This is a genomic window from Brevibacillus sp. JNUCC-41 (assembly GCF_014844095.1).
Classification (GTDB): Bacteria; Bacillota; Bacilli; order Bacillales; family DSM-1321; genus Peribacillus; species Peribacillus aracenensis.
The window spans coordinates 2,471,126-2,489,004 of record NZ_CP062163.1 but is presented as its reverse complement, the minus strand read 5'-3'; the positions used below and the strand labels follow the sequence as shown (position 1 = coordinate 2,489,004).

The window sequence follows — 17,879 nt, the reverse complement described above, 5'->3', positions numbered from 1 at the left end:
ATTGCATTAAATTTTATATCAAAATAGTGTAAGCTATTATATATCATCGGACCTTTTTAAAAGAAGGGAAATCCGTCTTGCATGAATTTTCCTTCCCGATTGCTTCACCCAGCCATCAGTGGCCTTGAAGAATAAACCCCATTGATGGACGTTTCACTTATTTAAAACGGAGGGGTTTGTTTAATGAAGATTATATATATCCTTACTCTAGTTCCTTTTATAGGCATACTAGGATTTCTACCTTTTGTTAATAAAATAGAACCATACGTATTAGGGATGCCTTTCAATATGTTCTGGATGGCTATGTGGGTGGTCCTTACCTCTGCCATATTGGGCATCATGTATAAACTGGATCCCAGGAATCGGGAAGGTGACCAGGAATGAATATTGCTCTCTTAATCATTTTAGCATTTTTACTTCTATCGATATTTTTAGGGATACGCTCTTCAAAAGGAAAAGATATGGACTTGGAACAATGGACGGTGGGCGGACGTGGTTTTGGTGCGATTTTCGTCTTTCTGCTGATGGCCGGTGAAATCTATACGACCTTCTCCTTCCTTGGCGGCAGCGGCTGGGCATATGGCAAGGGCGCACCCGCTCTATATGTTCTAATTTACATTACTTTGTCTTACGTATTATCCTATTGGCTCCTTCCGGAAATATGGAAATATGCCAAAGAAAATAAACTGATGTCCCAATCCGATTTCTTTGTGAGCAAATATAAGAGTCCCAGTTTAGGAATTTTGGCTGCACTTGTAGGTGTGGTGTCGATGATTCCTGTAATCGTCGTGCAGCTGAAAGGATTGGGAATCATTGTCTCAGAAGCATCTTATGGTGCCATCTCAATGTCCGAGGCAGTTTGGATGGGGGCGATCAGCCTTACCATTTATGTGATGATCTCCGGTATACACGGTTCCGTTTGGACAGCGGTCATTAAAGATATCATGATGGTCGCCATAATAGGATTTTTGGGGATTTATCTGCCGATTCATTACTTTGGCGGATTTCAGCCGATGTTTGAAGCGATTGATGCGGCCAAGCCTGGTTTTCTAAAGTTCCCTGACCAGGGACTTAGCGTAGCATGGTTTATCTCCACGGTAATATTGCTCGTATTCGGTTTCTATATGTGGCCGCAAGTTTTCAGCGCTGTCTTTTCAGCACGCAGCGGCAAGGTATTTCGAAAAAATGCCATCATCAGCCCTTTATATACGCTCATGCTGTTATTCGTGTTTTTCGTTGGGTTTACAGCTATATTGAAAGTGCCCGGACTCGTTGGGGCAGATGCAGACCTCTCATTGCTGCGCCTTTCGATCGAGACCTTTGATCCATGGTTTATTGGCATAATCGGCGGAGCTGGATTGTTGACCGCCTTGGTGCCGGGATCCATGCTTTTGATGAGCGTCGCTACACTGCTCGCGAAAAACGTCTATAAGGAATTTGCACCTGCAGTATCCGATCGCCACGTTGTACGATTGGCAAAGTTCCTTGTTCCAGTCATTGCCCTTATAGCCGTCTACTTCACCTTAAACGGCGGTGAAACGATGTCAGCATTAATTCTTATGGGATACAGTCTCATTACACAGCTATTCCCGTCCCTGCTCTTTAGCCTGAAAAAGAATAATCCCATCAATAAATATGGCGCAATCGCCGGCATCATCACCGGATTGGCCATCGTAATTTGCATTACACTCAGTCAATCGACAATAGGAACCCTGTTTCCAACCTTGCCGCAAGCCGCGAAAGATTTGAATGTGGGAATCATAGCTTTGGCGGTCAATTTCATTGTGATGATCTCGGTAAGTCTTGCTTTAAGAAAGCACGCGGTTCAGTTGGAACCTAAATCCATTAACGACATATGAAACAAATTTGAAACTGGTTTTTTGGATAAATAAACATTGAAGGCTCAGTCAAAAGACTGAGCCTTCCTTATTATCGGCATCCAAAGTCATAATGCCTTTTTCTTAAGAGTGATTATAGAAAGTTAATAGCAGCCAAAAGACAAAGCCCCATAATAAACTACTAATCTTTTTTGTTTATAAACAAATCCCCTATTTTAACTAATAAATGCAACGAAAAAATAATCATCAAGGTTCTGGATACTACCAGACCATCAATAGCTAAATCATATCCTTTAGGTATTAATAATTTAGGGTTAAAGCATAAAGTAATCGATATTACGAAGGTTATTAAAACCAGGATAAAACCGAACTGAAATCTATTTGACATTAACATTCCGCCTTATATTGTTCATTAGACAAATAATAGCATACCTAATGGAAATAATATACATCCAGTATCACTAGGGATATCTCAGTTGCAATAAAAAATCCAAAATAAATAGTCACCCTAATAAAGAATGACTATTTATCATAAAATATGAGCTTTCGCAGTGAAATGCATCGTATTGCGTCCAAACCCAAGCCAACAAAAAATACTCTTTTTAAAAGGTTCGGGCTTTTACTCATGGATTTCATGCCCGTTAAAACTCACTTCCTTCTTTCCCGCACCTTCCGTAATCCATTAAAGCCTTCCTGCCGTCATTGATTGCTTCAACGATTCCCTTATATTCGTGCAACTGTTGCTCCAGAATTTGTTTTCTTTTTACGATCATCCTCGTAACCTCTTTCGGGCTGGGCCCGCCTTGAATACTTCTAATTTCCACAAAGTATTCGGGAGAGATGATCTTTTTCCATTCGTCTTCAGTTAAATTCACTGCAACGAATTCATTGATGATCTTATTGATGTCTTGTGTGTCCCAATCATAAAGCTCCTTCCCATCACCTATCGACCGTTTTGCAATATGACTGGCTATGGAATGAGCTTTTCTAAATGATATCTCGTAATCTCTTGATAAGGTATCCGCTAATTCAGTAACTGTTATACTGGATTTTGCGGCCATTTTCTTTGTATGTTCTTCATTTACTTTCAAAGTCGATATGACGGCATACATAAGTTTCATGACACGCCCCGCATTCGAAAAAGCTCGATATAAATGCGGCTGTAAATCATCTTCCGTATCGACGATATCACCAAATGGTGTATTGTGGATCATATTCATTGCAGCGAGTGCATCACCATATGCACTGCTAGCAATCGAACGGGAATGTTCAATGGAAACCGGATTTCTTTTTTGCGGCATGATGCTGCTCACTTGAACATAAGGATCCGCCACATGAAATGTACCAAACTCCCTTGTCACATGCTGCAGGAAATCTTGAATCCATCTCCCTGTATTGACCATGCACGTCATGATGGCCGTTGCGGTTTCCAATAAATAATCCGCCCCTCCTATCGAATCATAGGAATTCTCGATCACCGAATCAAATCCAAGCAGTTCGGCAGTACGGTTCCTGCTGATTGGAAATCCGGTGGTCGTTAACGCGGCAGCGCCCAAAGGCGATTGGTTAACCGTTTCATAGGCTGCCCATAACCGGCCAATATCCCTTTGAAGCACATCATAAATGGCTAAAAAGTAATGTCCTATCGTAGTCGGCTGAGCCGGTTGGGTATGCGTGTAACCAGTTATATAGGTTTCTGTATGTTTATCAGCCTGCACCAGGAATGCCTCACTCAAATGGTTTGCATAGCCAATCAACTGGAGCATATGGCCTCTCAAAACAAGCCGGTACATCGCGACTCCCATATCATTACGACTGCGGCCGATATGAATCTTCCCTGCAAGTTCATGACCGATTTCCTCACCTATCTTTGCCTCCATCATGAAAAATAAGTCTTCGAATTGGGGCTGATAGGTCAACTGCTCGAGATCTGTTTGGGCCACTTTCCGAATCCCGTCAAGCATGGTTTTCGCCTCTTCTTCTTTAATGATCTTTTGTTCCGAAAGCATGATGACATGCGCCCGATGAATATCGAACATTGCATGAAATAAGTAATCTCTTTGATCATTAAAAACAGGCATCAGAAGCTCTTCTGCATAGGTTTTTCCGGGAAAGACACTACCTTCATTTTTGATAAAATCTTCAATCCTGCTCATCTTTATACCTCCAAATTTATAAAGCTTTTTCCGCTTTGATTCCAAAAAACTTGTTCGAAATAAAGAGAACGATTACAATCAGCGTGATTTGAATCATCCCATAGGCAGCTGCCTGCCCCATATTGAACATTCGAAGCTGATTCATGATTTCAATGGATATGGGTCTGTTTGAAATCGTGTACAACAGGACCGAGGTCGGGAATTCCCCCACAGATTCGATAAATGCCAATAATGTCCCTGATAAAACGCCAGGCATAATAATCGGAAAAATTACCTTTCTGAAGGTATAAAACCACTTTGCCCCCAAGTTTCTGGCCGCTTCTTCAATCGAATCATCGAGCTGCTCCAGAACGGCGTTAGTCGAGCGGACAACGAGTGGAATATGTCTGACGAAATAGGCAAGAGGCAAAATCCAAAATGTTCCTACCAATATTTGACCGAAAGAAAAAACGCTAGGTTCATTGAATGCGAATATCAAGTTCATCCCTATGACCGTTGCAGGCAACGCCCAAGGAATCATGACCAGAATATCGACAAAACTTTTCCCGACGAATTTGCGTTTGACAAGCACATAGGACGCTATGACCCCAAACACCAGATTTGCCAACGTTGCCATAACCGCCATCAGTAAGCTATTTCGTAACGGTTTGAAGATATTAGGATCTTCAAACAAAAGCCTGTAATTTTCCACATTAAATACTGTTGGATACGTTTGAAATGTCCAGGTTCCATCCGGCACAAGTGAAAGCAAAAGAATCGTAAAGTGCGGTAATAGCAAAATAATTACGCCAATGATGCCCGTTACGACCATCACCCATTTCATAATCGGGCTCTTCACTTCGCTCCTGTGTGCCCCAATCCCTTTCGAAGCCATGCGATAATCTTTCCTATTCTGATACCAACGCATGAATAATAGAAATGAAATCGAAACGATGGATAGAATGACGGATTGAGTAGCGGCAATTTCCATATCACCATTTATTTTTGAAAAATAAATTTGCAGGCTCAACACCCTGTATCCGCCAGCCAATAAAAACGGGGCACTGAATGAGGCCATTGATATCATGAAAACAAGTAAAGAAGCGGCAACGATGGCAGGTGTCAATAATGGAAATGTCACCTTCCAAAAAACCTTGAATTTATTAGCTCCTAAGTTATAAGCAGCCTCTTCAAGGGATGGATCTATTTTATTGATTGCAGCGGATACGGTCATATAAAAATAGACATACATCGTATAGGCATGCACGATAAGGATTCCCGATACCCCGCCAATTTTAAATGGAACTTTATCGAGACCAAACAGATCCTTGATGGCATTCGGAATCAATCCCGATTCTCCATATAAAAACATAAAAGCCATGACCCCTACCAATGATGGAAGGACAATCGGCAAAATCGCTGCCGATGAAAAGAAGCTTCTGCCGGGAAAGTCATAACGGTTAAAGATAAATGCAAGCGGAATGCCAATCAAGGCACTGACCAATACACTCAATAAGGATATATAAACGGAATTCCATAGCGCCTCTAGGTTCGTTTTCGATTCCTGCACGAAGAAGTCCTGATAATTTCCAAGGGACATCGTTCCGTCTTTTTGAAGACTTTCGATAAAGGTCCTCAACGATGGGTAGAGAACATACGCTACGAGCACCATGACAACTGGTATAAGGAGCAAAATCGTCAATCTCGTATCACGATTTTTAATCATGGAGCATCACCGCTTATGATAGGGATAAGACGCAGCTGTTTCTCAGGAAGCTGGACATACACTTCCTTTCCTTGATGAAAGTATCCAAAATCCTGAGTGTTGAATACGTCAACCCTTAGTAACACGTCTTGAACATCCACCATGACATTCACAACAGATCCAAAGAATTGGACGGAATCTATTTTACCTTTAAAGATATTCGTTCCTTCTTCGACTGCATCCAGAATTCTGATTGCTTCAGGACGAATCGAAACAGCAAGATCAGCATCAGTCTGTACGATTGAAATTCCTTCCCTAGCTTGATTTTCTACAATCAATTTAATCGGTTGTTCACTATTTTTAAGGGCAACCGCTATATTCTCTTGTTGAACGTTTTCGACCTGAACGGGCAATAGATTAATCTCGCCTATAAAACTCGCCACAAAGTCATTGGCCGGCTGATTATAAATTTCTGTCGGCGTCCCGACCTGGTGACATACACCATAATTGAACACAGCGATCCGATCACTCATGGATAATGCCTCGGCCTGATCATGTGTGACATAAATGGTGGTAATCTTATAATCACGCTGCAGCCTTAAGATTTCCACTCTCATTTCATCACGAAGCTTGGCGTCCAGATTACTTAATGGCTCATCCAGCAGTAATATTTCCGGTTCAATGACCAGTGCTCTCGCAAGGGCCACCCGCTGCTGCTGCCCTCCGCTTAACTGGCTCACTTGCCGATTCGAGTAGCTCTCCAGCCTGACCTTTTGGAGGGCATCCAGCACTCTCCTCTTTAAGTCAGCAGAAGAAACTTTTCTTACACGCAAGCCAAATGCTACATTATCAAAAACAGTCATGTGGGGAAAGAGGGCATAGTTTTGAAAAACCATGCCAGTATTTCTTTTCTCCGGAGGTACACGCGTCATATCTTTGTCGCCAAATCGGACGACACCTTTTGTCGGATAATAAAAACCGGCAATCATCCGAAGCGTTGTCGTTTTCCCGCAGCCACTTGGACCAAGAAAGGTAAAAAACTCCCCCTCTTTTATTTCCAGATTTAAATGGTCGACAGCTATCGTTTTCCCGAAGGCTTTTTGGACATTCTCTATTTTTATTGACGCCATCCCAACGACACTTCCTTATTCTTTAATTTCTTTATCTCCACTTTTAATATTTTCGTCCCAATATTTCATCCACTCGTCACCTTTTTCTTCGAATGCATCCCAATCAATATCCATCGCTTTAATTTCTGTTTCCGTGATCCATTCAGGTAGATCCTTCACATCATTTCTGGTCGGAATCCTGTAAAATTCATCTGCTAGAATTTTTGCGGCTTCCGGTGAATTCACAAACTCATAAAAGGCCTCTGCCGCTTTGGGGTGCTTGGCACCTTCAACGATGGCGATACCTTCTGTCAATACTGGCGTTCCGCTTTCTGGAATGACAAACTCAAACGGATAATTTTTATTTTCCTTAAGCATGACAACATCCGGCATTGCCCAAACGGAAAGTGAGCCCTCTCCTTTGGCCACCTTGTTATACATCATTTCCGGGTTTGCTGAATATTCCTTTGTGTTTTGGTCAAGCTTCTTTAACCAGTCATACCCTTCTTTTGGATCATTCGTATCCTTATACGTACGATAGATCATCGCAGAAAAAATTGTCCTCATCGTTCCGGAGGCTAACGGATAGCGAATGATGATTTCGTCTTTCCACTTTGGATCAAGCAGCTGATCCCAATCTTTCGGCACCTCGTCTTTTGATAGTTCTTTGCTGTTATACATGATGACTTCCGGCGTCTGGCTCGTTCCCGTCCAATACCATTCCGGATCTCGGAATCCTTCATCAAGACTATCGGAATAGCTAGGCTTATAAGCAGCCAGCAGCCCATCGCTCTTTGCTTGATTGAAGTTCGTGGAAGGTGCCCCCCACCAAACGTCTGCCTGCGGATTGCTTTTCTCTGATCGAACGCGGTCAAGGATTTCCTGAGACCCCATATCAAGCCACTCAACATCAATACCATACTCATCTTCGAACTGTTTTTCGAATTTTGATAAAATATCTTTGCCATGCGGTGAATAAACAACGATCTTATCTTCCAGCTCACCTTTTTTTCCCTTGGCACCGCCAGCTTCCGAATTCGTTTTCGTATCTGCACCGTTACATCCCGAAATCAATAGTGCTGCCGATAAGGCCATTACTGAAACAAGCGACTTTTTCTTATTTTTCATTAATACTCCCCCTCATCACGAAAATTCAAAATGCCATCATGTTCCCTTAAGACAAGGGAAACCGCTCCAAGTACTCCTGCGTTTTCTCCCAGTTGTGAAGTTTTCATTTCTACTAAACTAGGAAGATATCGATCAACGATTTCCCGAATTCTAGGTAAAATGTATTCAGATGAATTTAAAACACCACCTCCTAAAATAATTACCTCTGGATTTAGTAAACTTGCCGCATTGACAATGCCGCAGGCCAAATGCTCGATGGCTTCATTTATGACGGCAATGGCTGTCGCGTCTCCTTTTTTTGCTGACAAAAAGGCATCCTCCCCCGACAGTTCGGAAGATTTGGCCCGTTCGAATAAAGAATGCTGAGGATCCTTGAGTACCTCCCTTGTATAATGACTGCCAATCGACTTTCCTCCTGCGACACTTTCCAAATAGCCGTATCTATGGAAAACCGGCTTGAATTCACGCTTCATATCCTCTTTGTCCGTTACCATATATCCCATTTCCCCAGCTGCACTGGAAGCTCCTCTGTATAACTGGTTATTCAAGATGATGCCGCTTCCTATCCCCGTACCAACCGCAATGAACAGTAAATTCCGCTTATTTTGGGCATTGCCCAGCCACTGTTCACCTAGCGCAGCCGCGTTTACATCATTGTCCAGAAAAATGGGGAAATCAAAATACCGTTTCGCTTCGGCTATGAAGGGATATTGTACCCAGCCTAAACTCGGTGCCTCTATTACCAATCCGCTTGCCGTTTGCGTTATACCAGGGATCCCGACTCCCATCCCCAATACCCTGCTTTTCGTAATCTGATTCTTTGCAATTAACCGTTCCGTTTCAATCGCCATTTGTTTAAGAAGCCCTGATTGTAAATAGGTGTTAGTTGAAAAACTAGTGTCGGCAAGGATGTTGCCGCTTAAATCACTTAAAATGATTTTCACTTTCGTCCCGCCTATATCGACCCCAATGATATAGGCAGCCTTTTCATTAAAAAAGAGCTGGATAGGCCTTCTACCTCCTTGAGAGGAGGACTCTCCTATTCCTTTCTCGAATACCCATTTCTCCTGTATAAGTTCATCCACAGCAAGAGAAACAGTCGGTTTACTTAGCTGAAGCTTAACGGCAATTTCAGCTCTTGAAATGGGCGAACATTCTTGGATGCATTGAATGATTCTTTTTTTATTGACATATTTTTGATGATTGGGTGTCCTTTTAAAACTCATCACATCACGGCCTTACATCATTTAGTTAGTAAATCTTCCTAATTAAGTAAAAATATAACTTAAAAAAATCCAGTACACAAGTTTTTTTCTGAACTTTTAGAATGTTTACTTTTTAATAGTTACTTCGCATCATTTACATTTATAACCATTAATGCTATTTATTAGATAAGTTTTTTTCGTCTAGGTTAGTTAGAAAATATTACTAACCTACATTTTTTTAGGTGTTTTATAAAATTGAAGGGGGTTAAAAGAATAATGAAAAAAGCTCTGTTATCGTTGCTTTCCCTTTTGTTGGTCCTTGCATTATTGCCGCTTGGAGGTAGAGCTGCAAATCCTGAGGAAGCCAACGTTGAGTTATGGAATGCGGTCAAGCCGCTCGAGACGACCGTGACATTCTTGAACAGCGGTGCACATCCGGATGATGAACGCAGTGACTTTCTCGCTTATCTATCTAGAGGGTTAGGGGTTAAGACATCCAGCCTGATTGCAAACCGTGGTGAAGGAGGACAAAATGAAATTGGGGATGAACTGGATAATGCCCTTGGGATCATCCGTTCAAGGGAAATGATAGAAGCTGCAAAAATCACCGGGGTTAAGGCCTATCATTTAAGTGAAACTACCTCAGATCCCATTTATGATTTCGGCTTCTCTAAAACACCAGAGGAAACATTGGAAAAATGGGGTGAGGAACTCACCTATGAAAGGCTAATCCGCTTTATTCGGACGTATCAGCCGGATATATTGATGCCATCCTTTCAAAATGATGATACCCAGCATGGACATCACCGAACAATGACAATCTTAAGTGAACGTGCCTTTAAGGATGCCGCCGACCCAACCGTGTTTCCACAACAATTGAAACAAGGTCTCTCGGTATGGCAGGTAAAAAAGTTATATTTACCCGTTTCCTCGGCAGATCAAGCAACCACTTCGATTGAAATCGGTAAATTTGACCCAATTTATAATATGACTTACCCTCAGCTTGGAGAACAATCACGCTATCTGCATAAAAGCCAAGGCATGGGTTCTGATATCCCTGCAGCACCTCGCCAGATCCATCTGGATTTAAAGCAAAGCGCCGTTGATACAAAAAACCAGTCTGACCTTTTTGCAGGTGTACCTTACAATTTTACTGAATGGGCTGAAAAACTCCCTCGCCAAGCCTCAAAATTGAAAGGTGAATTTAAATACCTGCAACGGAATTTGGACGCCGTCATTGCGGCTTATCCAAATGAAAAACGTGTTTTTTCAACATCCCAAAATGCTCTCTCCAATGTTCGTTCAATTACTGCGCAAGTCAAAAAGGCAAAGCTAAGCCCTGCCATTAAGAACGACTTGCTTCATAAGCTCTTATTAAAAGAAGAGCAATTGCAAAACGTCAGTTATGTCTCTTCAGGACTCGAAGTTCAAGCTAACGCAGCTTCAAAGATCCTTACGAAAGGCCAAAGAACGAATGTTACCGTTACCGTGAAGAATAACGGGAAACAAACTTTGAAAAAAGTCACTGCTGCATTGAACGTGCCTAAAGGATGGAAGACCAAAACAAAAGCTAAAGATGTCAATCTGGCACCAAATAAATCAGCGACAATGACCTACCTGGTCGAGGTCCCAGAAGATGCAGCCTATTACCATGCCTATGATAACTCAACCATTACAACGAGCATTTCTTATAAATACGGCAGCACAAAAACGGCCATCAAGGAAGAATTGGACGGAACGATCGCTGTCCTACCCGACGTTGGCCTTACACTATCTCCTGAAGATATAGTCGTAAATACAGCAGATGTAAAAGAAGAAGTCCCAGTGACTGTAACCTTGAAAAACTACACAGAAGGAAAAACATCAGCTAAGGTCGCTTTAAAAGTCCCAGAAAATTGGGGAGTTCATCCCAAAAATGCCACTGTATCATTTAATGAAAAATCAGAGGAAAAACAAGTGAAGTTCACTCTCAGACCGCCGAAGGCAATCCAAAATGGTGAATATCAGGTTAAGGCAGCTGCTACTGTCAATGGGAAAACCTTTGATTCGACCATTCAGGAAATGTCCTATAACCATATCGGAACATTCTATTACCAATACCCAGCAGCTATCGACACCGTTGCATTTGAGCTTTTGAAGCCAGCTTCATTAAAAGTGGGGTACATTGAAAGTGGATTCGATAAAGTGGCAGATTATTTGAGCAATGCAGGCCTGAACATTACGAAGTTAACTGCAGCCGATTTAGCTGAAGGTGATTTAAGTCAATATGATACGATCGTTACAGGCATCCGTGCTTATCTATCAAGGGAAGATTTAAAGGCAAATAACGCGCGCTTACTTGAATATGTGGAAAACGGCGGTCATCTCGTCGTTCAATACCATAAACCGGGTGATGGATGGGATGCCCTGAAGACAGCTCCATATCCCCTTACCCTCGGGAATCCTTCCATTCGTTGGCGGGTAACCGATGAAAATGCCAAGGTAAACGTCTTGAAACCAGAATCGACTCTCTTTAACTATCCAAATAAAATAACTAGTGATGACTGGAGCAATTGGGTCCAAGAAAGAGGATTGTATTTTCCAATGGAATGGGATGAACGGTTTGAAACATTCATTTCCATGGCCGATCCAAATGAAGAACCGTTTGATGGCGGAATCCTTATGACTAAATACGGCAACGGCACCTACCTCTATACCAACCTTGTCCTATATAGGCAAATTCAAAGCCAGGTACCAGGCGGATATCGAATCATGACGAACTTAATCAGTTACGGTGCCAAGTAAATAAGAAAAAAACCTATGCATGTGTCGAATGCATAGGTTTTTTTGATGCTTGCCCGATGATTTAATAAACATGCCTGACTGATTCCTGCTCTGAAAAAACAAAAAAGTCATGCACAAAGATAAGGAAAGGCTGATGCGTTTGGGTTGCCCCTCATTTCCCGCATTCCTTTCCCACACTTCATGCACAATTTCATTTATGATGTACCATGGTCTCTAACAGGCATCCCATTAAAGCACTTTGCTCAAGAATGCTTTCGTTCTTTCGTGCTGAGGGTTACCGAATAATTCATTCGGCTCATTTTCTTCCACGATATACCCTCCATCCATGAATATGACCCGGTCCCCGACTTCCCGGGCAAAGCCCATTTCATGCGTAACGACGACCATTGTCATGCCTTCCTGGGCAAGTTGTTTCATTACCTCCAAAACATCGCCGACCATTTCAGGGTCAAGGGCCGAAGTCGGTTCATCAAATAGCATGATTTTCGGATTCATCGCCAATGCCCTTGCGATGGCGACCCGCTGTTTTTGTCCGCCGGAAAGTTCCCCTGGGTAGCTATTTGCTTTTTCCCTAAGACCAACCTTATCCAATAACTCAAGCGCCAACCTTCCTGCTTCCGCTTTCTCGGTGGCACGAATTTTAATAGGGCCCAATGTTATGTTCTCGAGGACGGTTTTATGGGGAAATAGATTGAAATGTTGAAAAACCATTCCAACTTCTTGCCGGACTTTGTTTATATTGATTTTCCTTTTAGGATCGGTTATATCATGTCCGTTAATGACCACCTCACCGCCCGTAACTTCCTCAAGGAGATTCAGGCAACGCAGGAATGTACTCTTTCCAGATCCAGAAGGGCCTATTACGCAAATTACTTCCTTTTCCTGCACTTCTGCATTAATATCTTTTAAAACCTCGACAGTTCCAAATGATTTTCTCAGGTTTTTTACAGTAATGATGCTCATCGAACTTGTACCCTCCTTTCTATGAAATTAGCAATTAGGGTTAACAAATAGATGATGATAAAGTAAATCACACCAACGGCCAGCCAAATCTTGAATGCTTCAAAGGTTGCCGAAGCTTGAATCTGACCTTGCTGGGTTAAATCGGCTATACCAATGACGGATAATAGCGAAGTGTCTTTCAAGCTGATGATCGATTGGTTCGTAATCGTAGGCAGCATCCTTCTAAAGGCTTGCGGCAGCACGACATACCTCATTGTTTGAGTACCCGTGAACCCGATCGATCTTGCGGCTTCCGTTTGTCCTTTATCGATGGATTGTATCCCCGCCCTTATTATTTCAGCAAAATATGCCCCTGCATTGATGGCAACGGTAATTATTCCAGCTGTTGTACTGTCCAAAGAAATCAAATTCAGTGAATTCACACCAAAATAGATAAAGAACAACTGCACGATGAACGGTGTCCCTCGTATCGCATCCACATAAACCTTTGCAATCCAGTTCAAGATCTTGATGGGGGCAAGTCGCAGCAAAGCGACCAGTAAACCAATCAAAAAACCTAGGATAATGGCAATCACAAAGATATAAAGTGTCACCTGAAGTCCTTTTAATAAAATTGGCAAAGCCGCAACAATTATATCCATTTCTTTCACCCCTTTAAAAAAGAAAGCGCGCAATAAGCGCGCCTACCGAGCTTTAATCTATTGTTTATTCACCAAGATACGTTTTAATAATTTCATCATACGTGCCGTCTTTTTTCAGATTGGCAAGACCATCATTTATTTTCTTCAATAAATCCTTGTTTTGTCCCTTCAATACAGCAATTCCATATTGGTCACCATTCAAACGGTCACCTACGATTTTCAACCCAAGATCTTTTTGGGCGATCGCATAGGAGATAACCGGGTAATCTTCTATAAGAGCATCCGCATTACCGTTGGCCACTTCCTGGAACATCGCTGGACTATCATTGAATTGAACTACTTTAATTCCTAGTTTCGTAGCATTATCCTGTGCATATTTAGCACCTGTTGTCCCTTTTTTGACTGCAATGGTTTTTCCTTTAAGATCTTTAACAGTTTTAGTGCTTGTATTATCATTTTTAACAACTATTGTTAATCCCGCATCAAAATACGGTGTTGAGAAATCTACTACCTTTTTTCTTTCCTCTGTAATGCTCATGCCCGCAATGGCCACATCAAGCTGATTGGCTTGCATGGCCGGAATGATTCCGCCAAAATCCATCGGAGACAATTTGATTTTAAAATCCTGGTCTTTCGCGATTGCATTAATCAATTCTATATCAATACCTTTATATTCGTTCCCCTCTTTAAATTCAAAAGGAGGATAAGTCGTATCCACACCAATTTTATATACCTTTTCTGGTTCCTTTTCCTCACCTGCACTTTTTTCTTCATTGGTTCCACAAGCCGAGATAAAGATAGTTAGAATCAAAAACATACTCAATAAACCAAGTTTCTTCATTCAAATCACTCCAATTCTTAGATTATACGTGATAATAAATAATTCTCCCTATAATATAGCATAAGAATAAAGTATTATAATATGAATTTTTAGAATATACATTATTTTCTTTAAATAATTTTTTTGGATGTTTCCCCCAATATTTTTTCAGTGATGGAAAATCAAAAAAAGGATATGGAAACCTTCACTTTTAAAATAGCCGACATGCCATCGATACCTGTAAAACAAGACCATTAGAGGGCGGTTATATTCTAGTTTATGAGCGTTCAAATGTTAATTGAATTGTTTTTTCTTATGCAACTAAAGGGGGATTTCTTATTAGGGATGACAAACTTACGTTTAATTAATTGTTAAATTGGGGAATTATAAAATTTAATTGATGATGACTTGAAAACTAGGATGGGTATGATGAGGATTACGGTAAAAAAAATAATATATTACCTGATTAAATTAAGAGGTAGAATCTTTATTCCATTTGCCATTTTATACATATTAGTTGCTGCGTATGTTGCTTATTCTATAGAGCCACAGACCTTCGAATCATATTTAACCTCAGTTTACTGGGTTCTTACAACGCTTGCTACGGTTGGCTTTGGAGACTATGCGCCGGTCACCGACCTTGGAAAAGCATTTACCATTGGTCTTTACATCACTGGTATCGGGCTTGTTAGTCTTTTCATTGGAAAAATCATTAAATCTGTATATCTTATCGAAAAACGTAAAGTTGGTGGAAAAATGAAATATACAGGTAAAAATCATATCATTCTGATTGGATGGAGTGATAAGTCAAAATCAGCACTCCAAGAAATTTTTAAATCTGATGAAACCATTGATATTGTAATCATTGATAACTTGGAAAAAGCCCCCATGTTGGAGGAGCGTCTGTTTTATGTTCGCGGTGATGCTACCGATGAAGAAACTTTACTCCGTGCAAATCTTCCTAGAGCAAAAGGTGTTATCATTTTTGCTGACCAAATAACACAAGATAATTATGCTACAAAAGATCCATTACTCGTCGATGGAAAGACATTATTGGTCGCCACTGCCATAACGGCCATTGAGGAAAAAACGAGTACGTCCATTCATGTCACCGCCGAAGTGATCAATCAAAAGCATATTCGTTTATTCGAGCGTGTACAGGTGGATGAGTTTATTCCTACACAAGAAATGATCTCCCACGCTGCAGTACGGTCATTATTTTCTCATGGAGTCATCCATATGTATTCTGAACTTATGAGCACAAAGTATGAAGAAACTATGTATGAGATTTCTAAACAAGATGAATGGTTAACCTATCGTGATGCGTTCATAGATCTCCTTAATAAAGGAGCCACACTGGTAGCAAATCGTGGTGATCTCAACATAAACCAAAAATTAGATGAACGAATTCCTGACGATGCACAGCTTTTCGTCATTTGTGATAAAGAGACCATTTCCCAAATAAATTCAGATATACATTAGAAGCGCTTGTACAATTTGGACGTAGATTGGAACGAAGGGCATTCGCTTTCCGCGGGCAGTCTGGGAGCCTCCTCGGCTTGCGCCTGCGGGGTCTCCCCTAGACGCACTTTACTAAGCTGGAGTCTCGAACACCCGCTCCAATCAACTTTGTTTTTAACTTTTAGATAGAACCCTTTTTGCCTACAAACTGAGGGTTGCAATTAATGCATCCCAAAAAGATTTCGCATAAAAAAATATAGACAAACTCAATTTTCATCGAGTTTGTCTACAAGTAAGCACCATTAATTGAGTAAGCTTCAAGACAAAAACAGAACCTTCAATCAAAGATCGATTAAAGGTTCTGTTGTTTTTAATTTCAATGTTGCTTCACATCCAAAAATTAACTATAAACTAGCTCTTTTTTTTTGCTCAGACCAAGCGTCTCTGAAGTTGAAGTTTGAATATCGTGCAGCAGCTCTGGATTTTGCATGAGTGATTCTCCATAAGAAGGAATCATTTCTTTAATTTTCGGTTCCCACTCTTTCATACGTTGCGGGAAACATTTATTAATTACCTCAAGCATAACGTGAACAGCAGTAGAAGCACCTGGAGATGCACCTAGCAATGCTGCAATCGAGCCATCGGATGCACTGACAACTTCCGTACCAAATTGAAGTGTACCTTTGCCGCCTTCTGCAGTATCCTTGATGACTTGTACACGTTGGCCAGCTACTACTAAATCCCAATCCTCGCTCTTAGCGTTCGGGATGAACTCCCTTAACTCTTCCATGCGCTGTTCTTTCGATAACATAACCTGCTGGATCAGGTATTTTGTCAATGGCATTTCTTTTGCGCCTGCCGCCAACATAGTTAAAACATTATTCGGTTTTACGGAAGTTATTAAATCGAACATTGAACCTGTTTTTAGGAACTTCGGTGAGAAGCCCGCAAATGGTCCAAATAGCAACGATTTTTTATTGTCGATAAAACGTGTATCAAGATGCGGAACAGACATTGGCGGTGCGCCAACTTTAGCTTTTCCGTATACTTTTCCATGATGCTGCTCAACAACTTCAGGATTATTACATACCATGAAGTATCCGCTTACCGGGAATCCGCCGATATGTTTCCCTTCAGGAATACCGGATTTTTGCAGCAAATGCAAGCTTCCGCCCCCGCCTCCGATAAAGACGAATTTAGCATTATGGCGTTCTACGCTGCCAGTATCGACATTACGCACTTTTAATTCCCATGAGCCATCGCTGGCACGTTTAACATTATCAACACTATGTTTATATTTGATATCGACGTTTTTAGTCTTTAGATGGTCAAACAACATGCGTGTTAAAGCACCAAAGTTAACGTCTGTACCGTAATCAATTTTTGTTGCCGCTATAGAATCATTCGATGGACGGTCTTGCATAATAAGTGGAATCCATTCCATCAGTTTTGCTGGGTCATCGGAATACTCCATACCTTGGAACAGAGGATTTTTTGACAGTGCTTCAAAACGTTTCTTTAAGAACGCTACATTTTTATCCCCTTGTACCATACTCATATGAGGCAATGGCATGATAAAGTCTTGCGGATTATCAATCAGCTTACAGTTTACAAGATACGACCAAAACTGCAATGAAACTTGGAACTGTTCATTAATTTTAATTGCTTTGCTAATATCTATAGATCCGTCAGATTTTTCGGATGTATAGTTAAGCTCGCACAGTGCAGAATGTCCCGTACCCGCATTATTCCATTCGTTAGAGCTTTCTTCTCCTGCGTTTGCAAGCTTCTCAAATACTTTGATTTCCCATTCCGGTGCTAACTCTTTCAGTAATGATCCCAAAGTCGCGCTCATGACTCCGCCGCCAATTAAGATAACGTCTGTTTGTTTCTGTATGTTGCTCATTATAACCTTCCTTATCCCCTATATTTGCAAAAAAGATGTAGGCGCTCCTGTTTAGGTGTCACCAAAAGCCAGGCATGAACTAGGAACACACCTTTTCTGTCTCCTTATAACTATATCATAATCTATTATTATTATTTCATAGATTAAAATATTCTACTATTACTTTTTTTGTTAGAAAATTGAT

Annotated in this window: 13 protein-coding genes; 4 read left to right on the top strand and 9 right to left on the bottom strand. The window is 41.1% G+C overall.

Going from position 1 to position 17,879, the window contains the following annotated elements:
- The first annotated feature begins 183 nt into the window (after window positions 1-183).
- A complete protein-coding gene (locus tag JNUCC41_RS12175) occupies window positions 184-384 on the top strand; it encodes a DUF3311 domain-containing protein (protein WP_048685209.1) in 201 nt (66 codons plus the stop codon).
- Window positions 381-1,859 carry a sodium:solute symporter family protein gene (locus JNUCC41_RS12170; RefSeq protein WP_192207795.1) on the top strand — a complete coding sequence of 493 codons (1,479 nt, stop codon included), beginning with the start codon at window positions 381-383 and terminating at the stop codon, window positions 1,857-1,859. Before JNUCC41_RS12175 ends, JNUCC41_RS12170 begins: the two co-directional genes overlap by 4 nt.
- A 620-nt stretch (window positions 1,860-2,479) precedes the next feature.
- Here the strand turns inward: JNUCC41_RS12170 and argH are convergent.
- From argH to JNUCC41_RS12145, 5 genes are read right to left on the bottom strand one after another with little or no spacing between them, the layout of a single operon-like run.
- Window positions 2,480-3,994 carry an argininosuccinate lyase gene (gene argH / locus JNUCC41_RS12165; protein WP_192207794.1) on the bottom strand — a complete coding sequence of 505 codons (1,515 nt, stop codon included), beginning with the start codon at window positions 3,992-3,994 and terminating at the stop codon, window positions 2,480-2,482.
- Window positions 3,995-4,010: 16 nt separating this feature from the next.
- On the bottom strand, window positions 4,011-5,699 hold the full coding sequence (locus JNUCC41_RS12160) for an ABC transporter permease (protein ID WP_192207793.1): 1,689 nt from the start codon (window positions 5,697-5,699) through the stop codon (window positions 4,011-4,013).
- Complete coding sequence (locus tag JNUCC41_RS12155; protein ID WP_192207792.1) at window positions 5,696-6,808, bottom strand: ABC transporter ATP-binding protein; 1,113 nt, start codon at window positions 6,806-6,808, stop codon at window positions 5,696-5,698. Before JNUCC41_RS12155 ends, JNUCC41_RS12160 begins: the two co-directional genes overlap by 4 nt.
- Window positions 6,809-6,823: 15 nt before the next feature.
- The gene (locus tag JNUCC41_RS12150; protein ID WP_192207791.1) at window positions 6,824-7,915 is read right to left on the bottom strand and encodes an extracellular solute-binding protein; all 1,092 of its coding nucleotides are present in this window, start codon (window positions 7,913-7,915) and stop codon (window positions 6,824-6,826) included.
- The gene (locus JNUCC41_RS12145) at window positions 7,915-9,141 is read right to left on the bottom strand and encodes an ROK family transcriptional regulator (protein WP_192207790.1); all 1,227 of its coding nucleotides are present in this window, start codon (window positions 9,139-9,141) and stop codon (window positions 7,915-7,917) included. The genes JNUCC41_RS12150 and JNUCC41_RS12145 overlap by 1 nt, the downstream gene beginning before the upstream one ends.
- Before the next feature lie 255 nt (window positions 9,142-9,396).
- Here JNUCC41_RS12145 and JNUCC41_RS12140 point away from each other — a divergent pair, with 255 nt between their 5' ends.
- Complete coding sequence (locus JNUCC41_RS12140; protein WP_192207789.1) at window positions 9,397-11,904, top strand: NEW3 domain-containing protein; 2,508 nt, start codon at window positions 9,397-9,399, stop codon at window positions 11,902-11,904.
- Between the two features lie 228 nt (window positions 11,905-12,132).
- On the opposite strand, the gene JNUCC41_RS12135 is transcribed toward JNUCC41_RS12140, so the two are convergent.
- From JNUCC41_RS12135 to JNUCC41_RS12125, 3 genes are all read right to left on the bottom strand, one after another.
- On the bottom strand, window positions 12,133-12,867 hold the full coding sequence (locus JNUCC41_RS12135) for an amino acid ABC transporter ATP-binding protein (protein ID WP_286182406.1): 735 nt from the start codon (window positions 12,865-12,867) through the stop codon (window positions 12,133-12,135).
- Window positions 12,864-13,508, bottom strand: a complete 645-nt coding sequence (locus JNUCC41_RS12130) for an amino acid ABC transporter permease (protein ID WP_076370951.1) — start codon at window positions 13,506-13,508, stop codon at window positions 12,864-12,866. Before JNUCC41_RS12130 ends, JNUCC41_RS12135 begins: the two co-directional genes overlap by 4 nt.
- A 64-nt stretch (window positions 13,509-13,572) precedes the next feature.
- A complete protein-coding gene (locus tag JNUCC41_RS12125) occupies window positions 13,573-14,349 on the bottom strand; it encodes a transporter substrate-binding domain-containing protein (RefSeq protein ID WP_192207788.1) in 777 nt (258 codons plus the stop codon).
- 408 nt (window positions 14,350-14,757) lie between these two features.
- Between JNUCC41_RS12125 and JNUCC41_RS12120 the strand changes: the two genes are divergently transcribed.
- Entirely contained in the window at window positions 14,758-15,810 is a 1,053-nt protein-coding gene (locus JNUCC41_RS12120) for a potassium channel family protein (protein ID WP_192207787.1), read from the top strand.
- A 379-nt stretch (window positions 15,811-16,189) separates the two neighbouring features.
- Here JNUCC41_RS12120 and JNUCC41_RS12115 read toward each other — a convergent pair whose 3' ends face one another.
- Window positions 16,190-17,695 (bottom strand): malate:quinone oxidoreductase, encoded by a 1,506-nt coding sequence (locus tag JNUCC41_RS12115; RefSeq protein WP_192207786.1) that lies wholly within the window; start codon window positions 17,693-17,695, stop codon window positions 16,190-16,192.
- Between the last annotated feature and the right edge of the window lie 184 nt (window positions 17,696-17,879).

Bases quoted from the DNA above. Each gene is read 5' to 3' on its own strand.
- JNUCC41_RS12175 (WP_048685209.1), top strand. From the start codon at position 184: ATGAAGATTATATATATCCTTACTCTAGTTCCTTTTATAGGCATACTA.
- JNUCC41_RS12170 (WP_192207795.1), top strand. From the start codon at position 381: ATGAATATTGCTCTCTTAATCATTTTAGCATTTTTACTTCTATCGATA.
- argH (WP_192207794.1), bottom strand. From the start codon at position 3,994: ATGAGCAGGATTGAAGATTTTATCAAAAATGAAGGTAGTGTCTTTCCC.
- JNUCC41_RS12160 (WP_192207793.1), bottom strand. From the start codon at position 5,699: ATGATTAAAAATCGTGATACGAGATTGACGATTTTGCTCCTTATACCA.
- JNUCC41_RS12155 (WP_192207792.1), bottom strand. From the start codon at position 6,808: ATGGCGTCAATAAAAATAGAGAATGTCCAAAAAGCCTTCGGGAAAACG.
- JNUCC41_RS12150 (WP_192207791.1), bottom strand. From the start codon at position 7,915: ATGAAAAATAAGAAAAAGTCGCTTGTTTCAGTAATGGCCTTATCGGCA.
- JNUCC41_RS12145 (WP_192207790.1), bottom strand. From the start codon at position 9,141: ATGAGTTTTAAAAGGACACCCAATCATCAAAAATATGTCAATAAAAAA.
- JNUCC41_RS12140 (WP_192207789.1), top strand. From the start codon at position 9,397: ATGAAAAAAGCTCTGTTATCGTTGCTTTCCCTTTTGTTGGTCCTTGCA.
- JNUCC41_RS12135 (WP_286182406.1), bottom strand. From the start codon at position 12,867: ATGAGCATCATTACTGTAAAAAACCTGAGAAAATCATTTGGAACTGTC.
- JNUCC41_RS12130 (WP_076370951.1), bottom strand. From the start codon at position 13,508: ATGGATATAATTGTTGCGGCTTTGCCAATTTTATTAAAAGGACTTCAG.
- JNUCC41_RS12125 (WP_192207788.1), bottom strand. From the start codon at position 14,349: ATGAAGAAACTTGGTTTATTGAGTATGTTTTTGATTCTAACTATCTTT.
- JNUCC41_RS12120 (WP_192207787.1), top strand. From the start codon at position 14,758: ATGAGGATTACGGTAAAAAAAATAATATATTACCTGATTAAATTAAGA.
- JNUCC41_RS12115 (WP_192207786.1), bottom strand. From the start codon at position 17,695: ATGAGCAACATACAGAAACAAACAGACGTTATCTTAATTGGCGGCGGA.